Consider the following 16,410-nt stretch of genomic DNA (forward strand, 5'->3'; position numbering starts at 1 on the left):
TCAGAGCGGGGTTCAGCTTGAAAGGCCGCCCGCGAGCGTCGGCAGGTCGAGCGGCCTGAAGCCGTAATGCTGGAGCCAGCGCAGATCGGCTTCGAAGAAGGCGCGCAGATCGTTCATGCCATATTTGAGCATGGCGATGCGGTCTATGCCCATGCCCCAGGCGAACCCCTGGAACTCATCGGGATCGACGCCGCAATTGCGCAGCACATTGGGATGGACCATGCCGCAGCCCAAGATTTCCAGCCAGTCGTCGCCCTCGCCGAAGCGCATTTCGCCGTTTTTCCGCGAACACTGGATATCGACTTCGGCGGAAGGCTCCGTGAAGGGGAAGAAGCTTGGACGGAAACGCATCTTCACATTGGGCACTTCGAAGAAGGTCTTGCAGAACTCTTCGAGGACCCATTTGAGATGGCCCATATGCGCCTTGCGGTCGATGACGAGGCCCTCGACCTGATGGAACATGGGGGTGTGGGTCTGGTCGGAATCGCAGCGATAGGTCCGGCCAGGACAGATCACGCGGATCGGCGGCGGGTTTTTCAGCATGGTGCGCACCTGCACCGGGGAGGTGTGGGTGCGCAAAAGCTTGCGCTCGCCGTTCTCCTTGCGGTTGAAGAAAAACGTGTCGTGCATCTCGCGCGCCGGATGTCCCGGCGGGAAGTTCAGCTTGGTGAAATTATAGTCGTCGCTTTCGACATCCGGCCCTTCGGCGATGGAAAAGCCCATGTCGCTGAAAATCGCGGTCAACTCGTCCATGACCTGCGAAATCGGATGGATGCGGCCGGTTTCGAGGCCGCTGGCGCGGGCGGGAAGCGTCACGTCCAGCGTTTCCGCTCCGAGACGGGCTTCGAGCGCGGCTTCCTTGAGCGCGGTTTTCCGCGTCGAGAGCGCTTCGCTGACCTTGTCCTTCAGGGCGTTGATTTTGGCGCCTTCGGCCTTGCGCTCCTCCGGCGACATTTTTCCAAGCGTGGCGAGCAGGGCCGAGATCGCGCCCTTTTTGCCCAGCGCCGCGACGCGGACGTTTTCCAGCGCGGCCTCGGCGTCGGCGGCGTCAATGGCGGCGAGGGTTTCGGCTTCGAGTTTGGAGAGATCGGACATTTATTCAGCCTTGCGTTGCTGCGCGTAATGCCACGCGGAGGCAACGCTGAAAAGCAAAAAAGCCCGCCGGGTCGCGGCGGGCTTTCAACGCTTTATCGGCAAGCGACCATCACACCTGATCGAGAAACCAAAAGCCTGACTCACTTATGGCCCTTTTCGGCCCAACTGGCCAACAAAGTCTGACTCACTTGTCACCGTTCATCCGACTCTTTGGAAAAGAATGACACTCAAGACTGACTCAGTCGAAAAATAGGGGCTGCCAGCCTGCTTTCGGTCCCTTCCGGCGACGGACGGTAGTTTCCCTGCAACCAACGCGAGAGGTGTTCATTCGCGACTGTGGGTGCTGCCTATATATTAAAGTGAGTCGTCAAAGCGGCGCCGCTCTCCGCTCAACCGGAACTTATACGTCGAGATTGGCCACGTTGAGCGCATTGTCCTGAATGAATTCGCGACGCGGTTCGACCACGTCGCCCATCAGCTTCACGAACAGATCCTCGGCCTCGTCGCCTTCCTTCACCTTCACCTGCAACAGCGATCGCGCTTCGCGGTCAAGCGTGGTTTCCCAGAGCTGCTCCGGATTCATCTCGCCCAGACCCTTGTATCGCTGCTGGGTCACGCCTTTTCCGCCAGCGCCGAGGATCGCGCCCAGCAGCGCCACGGGGCCGCTGATCCGCGTTTCATCGCCCCGCCGCGACAAGACCGCCGGCTCCGAAAAGCTTTGGCGCAGGGTTTCGGCGCGCTCGTCGAGCCGGCGCGCCTCCGCCGACGCCAGCAATCCGGCGTCGAGGTGAAAAACCTGTTTCACGCCCCGCAACTCGCGCGTCAGCACAAACCCGCCGCTCTCGGCGCGTCCGGTCCACCCCCGCTCGACCTCATCGGCCAGGGCGTCGAGACGCCGCGCGATTTCCTGCGCCTTGCCGGCGGCCTCCTCTTCCGACAAAGCATTCAGGGGCTTCAGCGCGCCTGAAATCGCCGCCTGTTCCACGGCCGTGCGGTTGTAACGGTTGTGCAACTTGTTGAGCACCTGCCGGATGAAGCGCGCATCCTCGACCAGCGCGCGCAGATCGGCGCCGGCGCGCTCCTCACCCGAGGCGAGCCGCATCACCGAGCCTTCGACGCCATTGCTGATGAGGTAGTCGTCCATGGCCTTCTCGTCCTTGAGATATTGCTCGGACGACCCGCGCTTGACCTTGAACAGCGGCGGCTGGGCGATATAGAGAAAGCCATTCTCGATCAGAGGCCGCATCTGCCGGTAGAAGAACGTCAGCAGCAGCGTGCGAATGTGGGAGCCGTCCACGTCCGCGTCGGTCATGACGATGATCTTGTGGTAGCGCAGCTTGTCGATGTTGAACTCGTCGTGGCCAATGCCGGCGCCGAGCGCGGTGATCAAGGTGCCGATCTGCTCGCTGGACAGCATTTTGTCGAAGCGCGCGCGCTCGACATTGAGAATCTTGCCGCGCAGCGGCAAAACCGCCTGATATTCCCGGTTCCGGCCCTGTTTGGCCGAGCCGCCCGCGGAATCGCCCTCGACGATGAACAGTTCGGCCTTGGCGGGGTCGCGCTCCTGGCAATCCGCCAGTTTGCCCGGCAGATTGGCGACATCCAGCGCGCCCTTGCGGCGTGTGAGTTCGCGCGCCTTGCGCGCCGCCTCGCGCGCCGAGGCGGCTTCCACCACCTTGCCGACCACGGATTTGGCTTCGGACGGGCTTTCCTCAAGCCATTGGCCCAGGAGTTCGTTGATGACCCCCTCGACCACCGGGCGAACCTCGGACGAAACCAGCTTGTCCTTGGTCTGCGAGGAGAATTTCGGATCGGGAACCTTGACCGACACAACGCAGGTCAGACCTTCGCGGCAATCTTCGCCGGTGAGATCGACCTTTTCCCTCTTGGTCAAACCGGAATTCTCGGCATAGCCCGTGACCTGGCGCGTCAACGCCGCGCGAAAACCCGCGAGATGCGTTCCGCCGTCGCGCTGGGGAATGTTGTTGGTGAAGACCAGCACATTCTCGTGGTAGGAATCGTTCCACCACAGCGACGCCTCCACCGTGATGCCGTCGCGTTCGCCGCGGATCTGGATTGGTTTGGTGATGAGCGGAGACTTGGTGCGATCGAGATAACGCACAAAGGCTTCCAGGCCGCCTTCGTAATGCAGGGTCTCGGTCTTGATCTCGGCGTGGCGGGCGTCGGTCAGCACGATGCGCACGCCGGAATTGAGAAAGGCCAGTTCGCGCAGCCGATGTTCGATGGTGGCGTAATCGAACTCGGTTCCCGTGAATGTCTCCGTCGAGGGCAGGAAGGTCACGGATGTGCCGCGCTTGGCCTTGCCGTCCTCGATCGGCGCGTCGCCCACCACCCTCAGCGGCGCCACGGCGTCGCCATGCGCGAAACTGATCTCATGCTCCAGCCCGTCGCGCCAGACACGCAGGAGCAACGTCGATGACAGGGCGTTGACCACGGACACGCCGACGCCATGCAGGCCGCCGGAAACCTTGTAGCTGTTCTGGTCGAATTTTCCGCCGGCGTGAAGCTGGGTCATGATGACCTCGGCGGCTGACACGCCCTCCTCGGTATGCACGCCGGTCGGAATGCCGCGCCCGTTGTCCGTCACCGTGCAGGAGCCATCCGCGTTGAGCGTCACCGTGACCAGATCGGCGTGGCCCGCGAGCGCTTCGTCGATGGCGTTGTCGACGACTTCATATACCATATGGTGGAGGCCCGAACCGTCGTCGGTGTCGCCAATATACATGCCCGGGCGTTTGCGCACGGCGTCGAGGCCGCGCAACACCTTGATCGAGTCCGCGCCATAGTCATCATTGGAGGGCGTGGCTGCGGCTTCGTCTGTCACTTTGGGGTCCTTGAAAAAAACGGCGGCTTCGCCTTGATTCGGAATCGGCATCATAGAGGAAAATCAGGCGAAAGGGCGGTGGAACGCGGCGTTCCCGCCGCTTATCCCCGATCAGGCGCCGGTCAGGCTGCGCGGCGCCGGACTCACGACGGTCGTCGAGCCGTTGTTGACCTGAAGCACCGACAATCCCCGTTCGTTGCCGCCATCTGGCTTGAAGCGGAACACGCCATCGGCGCCGTTGAAGCCCGTGGCGCTGGTCAGAACCTCTTCGCTGAAGCCGCGGGCGCCCTGGGTCCGCGCCAGGGCCGCCGCCAAGGAAACGGAATCGTAGGCCAAGGTCGCGACTCGCGTGGGGTCGGCGCCGAATTTGGCGCGGTAGCGCTGGGCGAAGCCGACAAATCCGGCATTCTCGGGCGAGGCGAACCAGGCGCCTTGCAGCGCGGGGAGGCTCAGCACACGCGAATCGTTCCACAATCCCGTACCGAGAATTTGCAGCTTGTGCGAATCGAGGCCATTGGCGGCGAGCGCGCGGGCGACGTCCGGCATGGCCGCCGCCTGCTCCGGGATGAACAAGGCGTCGACCTGGCCGCCAAGCGCGGCGATCTTGCTTGCGGCCTCCTTCGCGGAGCCGGAATTGTAACGCTCGATCGCGGCGACGCGCATGTCGCGTCGGGCGGCGGCCTGTTGCAGGGCGCCGAGGGCGACGTTGGCGTAGTCGTTGTTTGGCGCCATCACCGCGATCGATTTCTTGCCGTGGCTGGCGGCGTAATCCACGATGCGGTCGACGTAATTCTCGACCAGGAACGACAGGAGATAGACGCCCTTTGTCGTAACCGACATGTCGGTGGAATAGGCGATCACCGGCTTTCCAGCGCCGTGCGCCGCTTCGGCCGCCGCGCGCACGTCGCCCGCGAACAGCGGCCCCAGGATCAATTCGGCGCCTTCGTTCAGCGCCACGTGCGTGGACTCCCTCGCGCCGTCGGGCGTCGAGCGATCGTCCTTGACCAGCAGGGTAATGTCCGACGCGCCCGCTTCGGAAAGCGCCAATTCCGCGGCGTTGCGCATGGATTGGCCAACGGCGCTCGGCCCGGAGCCTTGTGTCAGGGGCAGGATCAGCGCCACCTTGATCGGGCCTGAGCCAATGACGCCGCCATTGGCCGCCGCGCCTGGGAGGGCCGAAGATTGCACGGGAGCGACGGGGGCGTTCAGCGCCTCGTCCGTGCGGGTCAAGGACCCCAGACCAGTACTCGAACAGCCGACGAGCGCCGCAACGAGGCAGCAGCCGATGGCGCGAGGCCAAAAATCCATGGAAAGCCGCAAACTCTTCCTCCGCGTTGCGTCGAAGGCGGTCCTTCAGCTGTACGCGCTTGACAGATCCTGAAGCGCAGTCATACGGCATAGGCGAGCGGTCTGGCAACTGAAAGCGGCGAGTCGCCGAGGGCTGGCCCGCTTTTTGCGAAGTCGTGTTTCTCGAAAGGCGCGCGCCATGGTGCATGATCCGTCGAATGCGCAGCCGGTTTCATCCTTCGTCGCGTTCGGATTGCGCGCGGAAGCCGAGAGAATAGCGCCCGGATTGCACGTCGTCGCCACCCCGATCGGCAATTTGCGCGACATCACCTTGCGCGCCCTGGCGACGCTGGCGGCGGCCGACGCCGTTCTCGCCGAGGATACCCGCGTCAGCCGCAACCTGCTTGCGCATTACGGCATCGCCACGCCGCTGGTCGCCTATCACGAGCACAACGCCGCCGCCATGCGGCCGATCTTGCTGGCGCGGCTGCAAAAAGGCGAAAGCCTCGCCCTGATTTCCGACGCCGGCACGCCGCTGGTGTCCGATCCCGGGTTCAAGCTGGTGGTCGAAGCCGTGGCGCTTGGCTTGCCGGTGACTTCGGCGCCGGGCCCGTCGGCGGTGCTTGCCGCCCTGGTGGTCGCGGGCTTGCCGACCGACCGCTTTTTCTTCGAGGGGTTTCTTCCCGCCAAGAGCGGCGCGCGGCGCGCGCGCATCGCGGAATTGGCGGCCATTCCCGGCACGCTGGTGTTTTTCGAATCCGCGCGCCGGCTGGTGGAAACGCTTGGCGACCTCGCCGCCGTGCTGGGCCCGCGCGATGCGGCGGTCGCGCGCGAGCTGACCAAGCATTTCGAATCCGTGCGACGCGGCGCGCTCGATGTCTTGGCGGTGGATTATGAGCGGGACGGCCCGCCAAAAGGCGAAATCGTCCTTCTGGTGGCGCCGCCCGGCGAGGAAGCGCCCGCGCTTGCGGGCGCCGCCCTCGACGACCGCATTCGGGCCGCCTTGCGGAAATTTTCAGTCAAGGACGCCGCCAGCGTCGTCTCCGCCGAGACAGGTCACCCGCGACGGGTGATTTACGCGCGCGCTCTGGAGATTTCCGTCGAAGACAAGGCCGAATGACCCACGAAAGACAAAAGGCGCGCGCATTCGGACTGCGCGCCGAAAGCCTGGCGGCGCTCTGGCTGCGACTCAAACTTTATCGGATCGTCGCGCGCAATGTCGTGGCGCGGGGCGGCGAGATCGATATTGTGGCGCATCGGGGCGCGACCGTGGTCTTTGTCGAGGTGAAGGCGCGGCCCCAAGTGGATATGGCGCGGGAGGCGATCACGGCGGTCAAGGTCGCGCGCATCTCGCGCGCGGCGCGGTTTTGGCTTTCCCGCAATCATTGGGCCGCCAATCTCATTGTTCGAGGCGACGCGATTTTCATCTCGCCGGGCCGTCCGCCGCAGCATGTCGCCGACGCCTTCACGCTCGACCTGTTCCGCTGAACGCCGAGTTTTTTTGTCGCGCGCTCTAGCCTTTTCGCGACATTCTCTGTATGAGACGCGCTCTTGAATTTCCGCGCGCCCCCGATTGCGCGCCTAGAACATCCTCGCGCAAGCGGGCACGGAGAAGAAAATGGCTGTTCCGAAAAGAAAAACCTCGCCGATGAAGCGCGGCTTCCGGCGCTCGGCCGATGCGCTGGCCGCGCCGACCTATGTCGAGGACAAGGATTCCGGCGAACTGCGCCGTCCGCATCACGTCGATCTCAAGACGGGCATGTACAACGGTCGTCAGGTCTTGACGCTGAAGTCCAAGGAAGATTGATCCAGACAGCGATCTGGTGAAAGGGCCGGGGAATTCCAGCCCTTCAGTTTTGGCGTTGCTGATTTTTGCGACAGCTAAATTCCAACGTGAAGGGCCATGGCTTCAAAGCTGTGGCCTTTTTCTTTAACGTCACGCTTTTGCGCGGCGATGCGACGGCAAGGCTGGGTTTTCCCGCAACGGGCGCCAGCCTGCAAGACGACCAAATCCTTCGGAAAGCCGACACGCCGTGAGGGAGCCTCCGATCGGAGGCGCGGATAGTCGCGCAAGCGGGTCTGGTCAAAGGCATTGGAAAATGTTCCGTCGGGCGCTATAAATGCGCGCGTGGAGTCCGTAAATGCCTGAAAGCGCAACCACTGGGCAGCCCCCACGCGATGAACCGTCGGGCGCGGCTGACGAGGGCGGGTTGCCAGGGCCGCTCGCGCCGGACACGTTGACACCCGCCTTGATGGATGTCTTCAGCCACGCCGCGGCGAATCCGGCTTTTTGGCTCAAACAGGGGCTGGTCGCCTTTGAAGACGCGCAAGGCGCGATCCGCGACGGCGAGGTTCCCAAGACCGGTAGGGACGATCATCGATTTTCCGATCCCGCTTGGCGCGCGCCGCCGTTCAATTTCGTTGCGCGGAATTTCCAGTTGGCGGAAGGATGGCTGGAACAAGCCGCGCGCAACGTTCCCGGAATTTCAGCTCATCACGCGGATTTGGCGGCTTTTGCGGCGCGTCAATGGCTCGACGCTTTTTCCCCGTCGAATATTCCATGGATGAATCCCGAAGTTCTGCGCGTGACCCTGGAACAGGGCGGTCTCAACTTGGTTCGAGGAGCGCAATATTGCTTGGATGATCTGAGCAATGAATATTCTCACAAGCGCGCTCCCAGCGATTATATCGTTGGAAAGGATCTCGCCGCGACCTCCGGCAAGGTGGTTTTGCGCAATGAACTGATTGAGTTGATTCAATATACACCTGTGACCGAGAAAACACGGCCGGAGCCTGTTCTTATCGTTCCAGCCTGGATCATGAAATACTATATTCTTGATCTCTCTCCGCACAATTCGTTGATTCGCTACCTGGTTGGTCGGGGATATACGGTATTTTGCATCTCATGGCGCAATCCAGGCCGGGAGTTGGCTCAGACGTGTCTGGACGATTACCGCCGACTGGGTCCGATGACCGCGCTCGACGCCATTGAACACATCACCAAGGCCAAATCTGTTCACGCCCTCGGCTATTGCCTGGGTGGAACACTGCTCGCCGCCACGGCGGCGGCAATGGCGCGAGACGGCGATGGGCGCCTCGCGAGCTTGACGCTCCTGGCCGCCCAAACGGATTTCTCCGAGCCGGGAGAACTCAAGATCTTCATCGATGAGACGCAGCTTGATCGATTGGATCGCCTGATGGCCCGGCAGGGCTATCTTGAAGCGTGGCAAATGGCCGGAGCCTTCAGCATGCTCCGGGCGCGCGACCTCGTCTGGTCTCGGATCGTGAAAACCTATCTGCTCGGAGAAAGAGAGCATCCAAACGATTTGATGGCCTGGAACGCCGACGCGACCCGAATGCCCTATCGCATGCATTCGGAATATCTGCGCGGAATGTTCCTGAACAATGATTTGGCCAAGGGACGGTTTCTGGCCGGAGGGCGCGCCGTTGACCTTGCCGCGATCGCCGCCCCAATTTTCGCCGTGGGCGCGGAGACGGACCATGTCGCGCCCTGGCGATCCGTATTCAAGATTGTTGATTTGATCCCCGGCGACACCGTGTTTCTGCTGGCCTCGGGAGGCCACAACAGCGGAATCGTGAGCGAGCCCGGACACAAGAATCGCTCGTACCGCCTTATGAAGCGCGCAAAAGGCCAGCCGTCGCCAACGCCGGACGACTATCTGGCGCGCGCGCCACACTTCGCGGGTTCCTGGTGGCTGGCATGGGTTGACTGGCTCGATTCGCTTTCCGGTCCGCCTATCGATCCTCCTCCGATGGCGCCCGCGCTGTGCGATGCCCCCGGCATGTATGTGTTGCAACGCTGATATGTGTTGCAACGCTGATATGTGTCGCAACGCTGACCTGGGCGATGGCGCGGTCAAGCGGCGGGCCTCGGCCTTCTCGACCGAAAATTGTTGGTGCGAGCCCAAGGCATTTGCTACATGAGAAAGATCGCGTTCGAACGCGCGATAACAAATCCGCCGATTTTCCGCCGCAAAGCGGGCGGAATTCGGCGACTGAGCAGCGACTGCAATCAGAGGTGAGCTTGTGACTTCGGCCCCGAATGACCAGCAAGCGATGGTCAACGAGATTCTCAACGTGATCGCGACCGAGGGGATGATTTCTCGCGAAAAACTACAAGATGACGCGACGATTGAAAGCCTGGGATTGAAATCCATCGATATCGTCATGATCCTGACCGCGATCGAAGAAAAATTCGACGTTTATATCCCGATGGACGGCTCGTTCCAGGAGGCCAAGGACCTCAAGGGCCTGGTCGAGGCGATCGGCGCGCATATCATCAAGGAAAAAGCGGAGAAATGACCGCTCGCCGCGTCGTCGTCACGGGCATGGGATCCGTGTCCGCCGCAGGAACCGGCGTCGAACCTTTATGGCGCGCCGCCCGCGACGGGCAATCGTGCGTGGGGGCGCTGGAGGTGCGCCAGCCCTACGGTGGACGGATCAAGATTTCCGCCCAGGTGCGTGATTTCGATGTGGACGCGCGCCTCGAGCCGGGAGTCGCGCCATTTGCCGACCGTTTCGCCGCCTATGCGCTGGTTGCGGCCGATGAGGCCTTCGCCCAGGCGGGACTCGATCGCGCCGTGCGCCAGGGTCCGCGCTGCGCCGCTCTGCTCGGCACCGGCATTGGCGGCATGCACACGATCGACGACGGCATCTACTCCGTCTATTTCGCCAACAAGCGGCCCGAGGCGCTGACGGTGCCAAAACTCATTCCCAGCGCGGGGCCGGCGTTGCTGTCGATGCGATTTGGCGCGACCGGTCCGTGTTTCGCCGTGGCGAGCGCGTGTTCGTCCGGCGCCCAGGCCATCGGCCTGGCCATGCAGATGATCCGATCGGGCATGATCGATCGCGCCATCGTCGGCGGCGCCGAAGCCTGCGCAACCAACGGCGCCATGCGCGCTTGGGAAAGCTTGCGTGTTCTGACCCCCGATCTGTGCCGGCCCTTCGCCAAGAACCGCAATGGCATGGTGTTGGGCGAAGGCGCGGCGATATTCATCCTCGAAGCCGAGGAGATCGCGCGCGCGCGCGGCGCCCGCCCGCTGTGTTATCTCGCCGGATACGGCACCAACAGCGACGCGCTCGATCCGGTCCGCCCGGACGAGGCGAGCGCGTCCGCCTGCATGAACATGGCTCTGGACGACGCCGGCCTCAAGCCGGAAGATATCGCCTATGTGAACGCCCACGGGACCGCCACCGTCGCCAATGACGCCAACGAGGCGGAGGCGTTGAATCGCAGTTTCGGATCGCATTGCGAAAACTTGCTGGTGTCATCGACAAAGCCCATTCACGGTCATACGCTTGGCGCGGCGGGCGCGATCGAACTCGTCATTTCCGTGATGGCGTTGCGGGAACAAGTCGCCCCCCCCAGCATGAATGTCGAGCTTCAGGATCCGCGCTGCGCGATCAGGCTGGTTGGCGCGGCGGCCGTTGAATGGCCCATGCGCGCGGTGCTTTCCAACTCCTTCGCTTTCGGCGGCATCAACGCATCGCTCATTGTCACGCCGGCGGCTTGACATGACGGGCGCGCCGACAGTTCAGCGCGCCGGTCCCCTGCGCGTCACCACGGCGAAGGAGGCGGTGCGGGCGTTCCGGCGTGAAACCGGTTGGCGCGACGAGGACGGCGCGGTGCCCCTCAGTTTCCCGGTTGTCTGGATGAAAAGCCCGGAAATCGGCGAACCGATCCGCGCCGCCGCGCAAGAAATCGGTCTTCCCGTGCATGAGGCGCAAAATTTTGACTATTTCGAGCCGCTGCAACTCGACAAGGCTTACGATCTCATGCTGGAATTACGACGCGAGATGGATCCGCCCCGCCTGATTGCGACGGCGGAGATTCACGCCGTCGACGGCTCCATCGTCGGCAGCGTGGTTTCGACGCTTCGTTTGATCGATCCGGCTGCAATTCCTGTTTCCGAGGCCCCCGTTTGATCTCTCCGGCGCTTAAAAGTGGCGAGAAACTGCCGATATGGGTGATCGGCCCATTTTCTCATGAAAATTTGGCCGCCTATGCCGCAGCTTCCGGCGATTCAAACCCGTTGCACCTTGATCTGCCCTTCGCCCGCCGGTTCGGTTTTTCCGCGCGGCCCGTGCATGGGATGCGGTTGCTCGCGGCATTCGAGCCGTTGTTGCGGGACTGGCGCGCGGACCTGTTGGCTTTGAGCCTGAAAGGGCAATTCCTGACGCCCGTGCTTGAGGGCGAACGCGCGACGCTTTCGGGACGCGTCGCGAAAGTCGAGGACGGCGATGCCGGGTTTGTGGGGGTTCTGCGGTTGATGGCGCATACGGAGCATGGCGCGCCGGCCTTGATGGGCGAAGCGCGCATGGGACCGCGCTCGCCCTGACCTCCTCAAACAGACGCATGGACCAACGTTTCAGTATTGACTAACACCCCGCGAACGAAGCAGCAAAGGCGCGCATGATGAGAGACTTCTCAAGCTCCAGCGATCGTATCGTCACCGTCTTTGGCGGATCGGGCTTCATCGGACGCCATCTTGTCCGCGCCCTGGCGCGAGAGGGCTGGCGCGTCCGCGTCGCCACGCGCCGCCCCGAACTCGCCTATCACCTCCAGCCTCTTGGCAAGGTCGGACAAATTCATGCCGTTCAGGCCAACATCCGGTTTCCCGAATCGCTCGCCGCCGCGCTCAGCGGCGCCGAAGCGGCGGTCAATCTGGTCGGCATTCTCGCGGAAACCGGAAAGCAAAGCTTCGATCGGGTCCAGGCGCAAGGCGCCGCCGCCGTCGCGGACGCGGTGAAGAACGCGGGCATTGGCAAGTTCGTGCATATGTCCGCGATCGGCGCCGACGCCAATTCAGCGTCCGCCTATGCGCGCAGCAAGGCGCTGGGGGAGGCTGCGGTCCTTTCCGCCACGCCGCATGCGAATATCTTGCGCCCGTCTGTTGTGTTCGGTCCGGAAGACCAGTTCTTCAACCGTTTCGCCTCGATGGCCCGTTTGATGCCCGCTTTGCCGCTGATCGGCGGCGGAACCACCAGATTGCAGCCGGTTTACGTCGGCGATGTCGCCGCGACCGCTTCGCGGCTGCTGGCGGGCGAAGGAAGACCGGGCGCTGTTTATGAACTCGGCGGTCCCGCGATCCGGACCATGCGGGAACTCATGGCGTTCGTGCTTGCCGTGACCAAGCGGCCGCGCGTCCTGGCTCCGATCTCGTTCGGTCTGGCCTCGACCATCGGCGGGATCACGGAGCTGGCCAACAAGGCGCTGCTCGGCTTGCTGCCGGCGGAGTTCGTCTTCACGCGCGATCAGGTCGAGCTTCTGAAGCATGACAACGTGGTGTCCGCCGAAGCCGAGGCCGAAGGCCGCACGCTGAAAGGACTCGGTATTACGCCCGAATCGATGGAAGCCATCGTTCCCGCCTATCTCCATCGCTATCGCAAGGGCGGTCAATTCGCCGACGAGCGCCTCGCCTGATCAGGCTTGCGGCGTCGGTGGCGCGAGGCGTTTGTGGAGTCTAACCATGAACGCGACGCCAAACAGCGGCGTGACCAGGTTCAGGACCGGCGTCGCGACGACAACAGCCATGATCAGGCCTGCGCTGAAAATCGTGAATCGATTGCGGATACGAAGATTTCGCACCTCGTCGATCGGGTGAAACCGCAGGGCCGCGAGTTCGAAATATTCTCGTGAAAACAGATAGGCGTTCGCCATGAAGAAAATCACGGCGTTGATTCCGGGCAGCAGCCAAAGGCCGAAGGCGACGACGTTGACCAGCAGCGAAACCATCGAAAATTTCAGCGCCAACCAGATGGATTGCAGCGCCGGCGCGATCTTTCCCGTCCGTCCGGCGGGATAAATGCTCGTTTCAACATGCTCGGCCAGTTCGTCCAGGAAAAAGCCGGCGACGAGCATCGACACCGGCGCAATCAGGAAGATCAGGCCGACGAACAACCCCAGCGCCGTCGTCACCTTGACGATGAGGACCAGCCAGGGGGCCGTAATGGAACCGGCGGAAACGGACAGGGCAAGGCGATCGAGAACAAGCCAGAGGGCGGCCAGGATCGCGAAGGTCAGGCTCAAGGATTTGACGAGAACGCCCCGGAATGCCGGCGTGAAGATTTCCCTGAGACTGGCGAGTGCGTCACCAAGCATTGATCGTTCCCGAACAGCGCGCCAAACCGATTGTTTTAACGAAGAGTCGTTACCGTCATGCGGCGTCGGAAGCCCGCGCTGGCTGGATCAGAAGAGCATAAAGCGCGGAGGCCTCGCGGGTCGCGCGAATTTTGGCGACCGTGGCGGGGTTTCGCAGGACGCGGGCGATACTCGCAAGCGCCTTCAGGTGATCCGCGCCCGCCGATTCGGGCGCAATCAATCCAAAAATAATATCCACGGGCTGATTATCGAGCGACTCAAAGTCGATCGGGCGTTCCAGACGCGCAAAAAGCCCGAAAATACGATTGGCGTTCAACAGGCGTCCGTGCGGGATGGCGATGCCGTCGCCCAACCCGGTGGAATTCAGTTTCTCGCGTTGAATCCAGGCGTCGAAGATCTCGCGAGCCGGCAATCCCGATATCTCCGCGGCCTTCTCGCTCAACTCCTGCAGCGCCTGCTTCTTGCTGTTGACCCGCAAGGCAGGGATGATTGCATTGGGAACAATGATTTGTTCTAGCGGCATTCGGATCACATTCCGTCACAGCGCCGAAAGGGCGATTTTCGGGCGTAAATCACATCCCTGCTCAACTGGCTTCTCCAGAGCGGGAATAATGCCCAGACCATCAGCATCCCGTCGCAAGCTCTACGCACGACCGGCCAACCATTCTATATTGAAACGCGGCCATTGGCCATGCGTAGCGTAAACGCAAGGCCAACGCTCTCCCCTTTCCGAACAGCATCACGCCCCCGAAGACGCCTTGGCGCTTCCGGCTGGATCGATCCAGCCGATGTTGCCGTCCGTGCGACGGTAAATGACATTCACGCGGCCTGTGGTTGCGTGACGAAACGCCAAAACGGGCATGCCTGTCAGGTCCAGTTCCAGCACCGCGGCCGATACCGACAATTGCTGTAGCACCTTTTCGGATTCCGCAACGATCGCCGGCTTGAACTCGCTCTCGGAAGGCGCTTCCTCTGTCTCGTCAAGCGCGCTGAGAACGGTGTAGTGAACCGGTTCGGCCGGAGCCTCGCGTTGCTGCGATGCGCTGCGATCCTTCAGCTTGCGCTTGTATCGACGCATACGGCTTTCGATTCGCGTGGCGGTCTGATCGAAGCTCGCGTAAACTTCCTGGGCGCGGCCTTCGGCCTGAATGGTGACGCCCGAGGCGAGGTGCAGGGTGCAATCCGCGCGATAACCGGAACCTTCGGGTTCGATCGTGACGTGTCCCGTCACCGAGCCATCGAAATATTTCTCTGTTACGCTCTTAAGACGCTCGGAAACATGTGTACGCAGAGCCTCGCCGATGTTTATGTTCTTTCCAGAGATGCGCAAACCCATGTCATTGTTCCGATAGAGACGCTTTTCGCGTTGCTGACGACCATCCTTTGCGCGCCGCTCGAAGCGGGCTGCTTGGAACGAGAGGGTTAGAAGCCTACGCCACCGAAGTCAATGCTGGAAGAGCTTTCATGCGAAACGCGCCGTTTGCGACTGCTTTTCGCGCCGTCTCTCGACGGAAGACGGGATTTTCAAGCTTTCCCGGTATTTGGCGACCGTGCGGCGCGCGATATCTATGTCGTGTTCCCTCAGTTTCTCGACAATGGCGTCGTCCGACAGCACAGCGTTCGGCGCCTCGGCGTCAATCATCTGCTTGATCTTGAATCGAACGGCTTCGGCGGAGTAAGCGTCGCCGCCGCCGTGGGCGGCGATCGAGGCGGTGAAGAAATATTTGAGTTCGAACATTCCGCGCGGCGTGGACATGTATTTGTTCGACGTGACGCGGGAAACAGTGGATTCGTGCAAACCGACGGCGTCGGCGATATTCTTGAGATTCAACGGACGCAGGAATTCCACGCCCTGCGAAAGAAAGGCGTCTTGCCGGCGCACGATTTCGGTGGCCACCTTCAGGATCGTGCGCGCGCGCTGTTCGAGGCTCTTCGTGAGCCAGTTGGCGGTCTGCAAACACTGGGAAATGAAGGTCTTGTCATTGTCGCCATTGTTGGCCCGGGAAACGCGCGCGGCATAGGTTTGGTTGACCAGCACGCGCGGCAGCGCCTCGGCGTTCAACTCGATCACCCACGAACCGTCCCTGGCGGACTTGACAATGACATCGGGGATGACGAGCGTCGACGCGGTTGAGCCGAAGACCCGCCCAGGTTTGGGGTCAAGCGTTCGGATCTCCGCCAGCATGTCCGTGATATCCTCGTCGTCGACGCCGCATATTTTCCGCAGCGCCGCCAGGTCGCGCTTGGCGACCAGATGCAGATTGGCGAGCATCGCCTGCATGGCCGGATCGCACCTGTCGCGTTCGCGCAATTGCAAGGCGAGACATTCCGCGAGATCGCGCGCCGCGATGCCCGTCGGATCGAGGCTCTGAACCAGGGTGAGCGCTTCCTCGACCATTTCGTCGGTCGCGCCGAGGCGATTTGCAATATCTTCGGTTTTTTCCCGGAGGTAGCCCGCCTCATCCAGGGCGTCTATGATCGCCATGCCGATCATCCGCTGAACAGGGTCCGACGTCGCAATGGCGAGTTGGCGCGCCAGATGATTGGTCAGAGTGGTCTCTTCAGCGATATAGGCTTCGATATTGCTCGATTCGCCCGAGCTTTCGCCGCCGCCTGCTCCAGACCAGGCCGTATCGGACATGCCCAGCGATTCGAGCTTGGTCTGGTCGGCGGCGGGCGACAAGTCCCGCTCCGCATCAAATGCGTTTTCGACATCCGTTCCCAGGCTGTCCGACAGAGCCTGACCTGAAACAGCAAGCTGATCGCTGCTCCAGTCGGACTCTTGCGGTTCGCCGGACGAAAATTCGGATTGGGCTTTCTGGTCCTGCGCTTCCGCGAGCGCGTCAATGCCCGTCAGGGGTTGGTCGGCGGTTTCTTCCACCCGCTCGAGCAGCGGATTGCGCTCCAGCTCCTCTTCGACGAAGGCGGAGAGTTCGACGCTCGAATATTGCAACAGCTTGATCGCCTGCAAAAGCTGCGGCGTCATCACCAGCGACTGGCCCTGCCGAAGCAGCATTTTTGCGGATAAAGCCATTGAGACTCACGAACCTATGGAAAAACG

Annotated in this window: 16 protein-coding genes; 9 read left to right on the forward strand and 7 right to left on the reverse strand. The window is 62.1% G+C overall.

All coding sequences use genetic code 11. From position 1 onward, the window contains the following. Positions 1-12: 12 nt before the first annotated feature. The 3 genes from pheS to CCR94_RS23615 form a co-directional block, all read right to left on the reverse strand. On the reverse strand, positions 13-1,095 hold the full coding sequence (pheS, locus tag CCR94_RS23605; protein ID WP_104510723.1) for a phenylalanine--tRNA ligase subunit alpha: 1,083 nt from the start codon (positions 1,093-1,095) through the stop codon (positions 13-15). Positions 1,096-1,495: 400 nt separating this feature from the next. Then, entirely contained in the window at positions 1,496-3,940 is a 2,445-nt protein-coding gene (gene gyrB / locus CCR94_RS23610; protein ID WP_244594209.1) for a DNA topoisomerase (ATP-hydrolyzing) subunit B, read from the reverse strand. 111 nt (positions 3,941-4,051) lie between these two features. Continuing rightward, positions 4,052-5,248: a penicillin-binding protein activator gene (locus CCR94_RS23615; protein WP_104510724.1), complete on the reverse strand. Its 1,197-nt coding sequence runs from the start codon at positions 5,246-5,248 to the stop codon at positions 4,052-4,054. 178 nt (positions 5,249-5,426) lie between these two features. Here CCR94_RS23615 and rsmI point away from each other — a divergent pair, with 178 nt between their 5' ends. The 9 genes from rsmI (at position 5,427) to CCR94_RS23660 (ending at position 12,671) form a co-directional block, all read left to right on the forward strand. Next, entirely contained in the window at positions 5,427-6,347 is a 921-nt protein-coding gene (rsmI, locus tag CCR94_RS23620) for a 16S rRNA (cytidine(1402)-2'-O)-methyltransferase (protein WP_104510725.1), read from the forward strand. Then, positions 6,344-6,715, forward strand: a complete 372-nt coding sequence (locus tag CCR94_RS23625; protein ID WP_104510726.1) for a YraN family protein — start codon at positions 6,344-6,346, stop codon at positions 6,713-6,715. The genes rsmI and CCR94_RS23625 overlap by 4 nt, the downstream gene beginning before the upstream one ends. A 130-nt stretch (positions 6,716-6,845) precedes the next feature. Next, the gene (rpmF, locus tag CCR94_RS23630) at positions 6,846-7,034 is read left to right on the forward strand and encodes a 50S ribosomal protein L32 (protein ID WP_088522423.1); all 189 of its coding nucleotides are present in this window, start codon (positions 6,846-6,848) and stop codon (positions 7,032-7,034) included. 334 nt (positions 7,035-7,368) lie between these two features. Continuing rightward, on the forward strand, positions 7,369-9,051 hold the full coding sequence (locus CCR94_RS23635; RefSeq protein ID WP_104510727.1) for a PHA/PHB synthase family protein: 1,683 nt from the start codon (positions 7,369-7,371) through the stop codon (positions 9,049-9,051). Between the two features lie 223 nt (positions 9,052-9,274). Continuing rightward, positions 9,275-9,550 (forward strand): acyl carrier protein, encoded by a 276-nt coding sequence (locus tag CCR94_RS23640; protein WP_338053024.1) that lies wholly within the window; start codon positions 9,275-9,277, stop codon positions 9,548-9,550. Next, positions 9,547-10,761, forward strand: a complete 1,215-nt coding sequence (locus CCR94_RS23645; protein ID WP_104510729.1) for a beta-ketoacyl-[acyl-carrier-protein] synthase family protein — start codon at positions 9,547-9,549, stop codon at positions 10,759-10,761. The genes CCR94_RS23640 and CCR94_RS23645 overlap by 4 nt, the downstream gene beginning before the upstream one ends. Before the next feature lies 1 nt (position 10,762). Next, on the forward strand, positions 10,763-11,173 hold the full coding sequence (locus tag CCR94_RS23650) for a hotdog family protein (protein ID WP_104510730.1): 411 nt from the start codon (positions 10,763-10,765) through the stop codon (positions 11,171-11,173). Between the two features lie 41 nt (positions 11,174-11,214). Beyond that, the gene (locus CCR94_RS23655; protein ID WP_275112840.1) at positions 11,215-11,586 is read left to right on the forward strand and encodes a MaoC family dehydratase; all 372 of its coding nucleotides are present in this window, start codon (positions 11,215-11,217) and stop codon (positions 11,584-11,586) included. 77 nt (positions 11,587-11,663) lie between these two features. After that, positions 11,664-12,671: a complex I NDUFA9 subunit family protein gene (locus CCR94_RS23660; protein WP_184421356.1), complete on the forward strand. Its 1,008-nt coding sequence runs from the start codon at positions 11,664-11,666 to the stop codon at positions 12,669-12,671. Here the strand turns inward: CCR94_RS23660 and CCR94_RS23665 are convergent, their stop codons facing one another. From CCR94_RS23665 to rpoN, 4 genes are all read right to left on the reverse strand, one after another. Then, positions 12,672-13,349: a sulfate transporter family protein gene (locus tag CCR94_RS23665; RefSeq protein WP_104510732.1), complete on the reverse strand. Its 678-nt coding sequence runs from the start codon at positions 13,347-13,349 to the stop codon at positions 12,672-12,674. Positions 13,350-13,404: 55 nt separating this feature from the next. Then, a complete protein-coding gene (ptsN, locus tag CCR94_RS23670; RefSeq protein WP_104510733.1) occupies positions 13,405-13,872 on the reverse strand; it encodes a PTS IIA-like nitrogen regulatory protein PtsN in 468 nt (155 codons plus the stop codon). A 216-nt stretch (positions 13,873-14,088) separates the two neighbouring features. Then, on the reverse strand, positions 14,089-14,685 hold the full coding sequence (hpf, locus tag CCR94_RS23675) for a ribosome hibernation-promoting factor, HPF/YfiA family (RefSeq protein WP_104510734.1): 597 nt from the start codon (positions 14,683-14,685) through the stop codon (positions 14,089-14,091). A 126-nt stretch (positions 14,686-14,811) separates the two neighbouring features. After that, positions 14,812-16,383: an RNA polymerase factor sigma-54 gene (rpoN, locus tag CCR94_RS23680; protein WP_104510735.1), complete on the reverse strand. Its 1,572-nt coding sequence runs from the start codon at positions 16,381-16,383 to the stop codon at positions 14,812-14,814. Positions 16,384-16,410 lie beyond the last annotated feature (27 nt).

The organism is Rhodoblastus sphagnicola, assembly GCF_002937075.1.
Taxonomy (GTDB): Bacteria; Pseudomonadota; Alphaproteobacteria; order Rhizobiales; family Beijerinckiaceae; genus Rhodoblastus; species Rhodoblastus sphagnicola.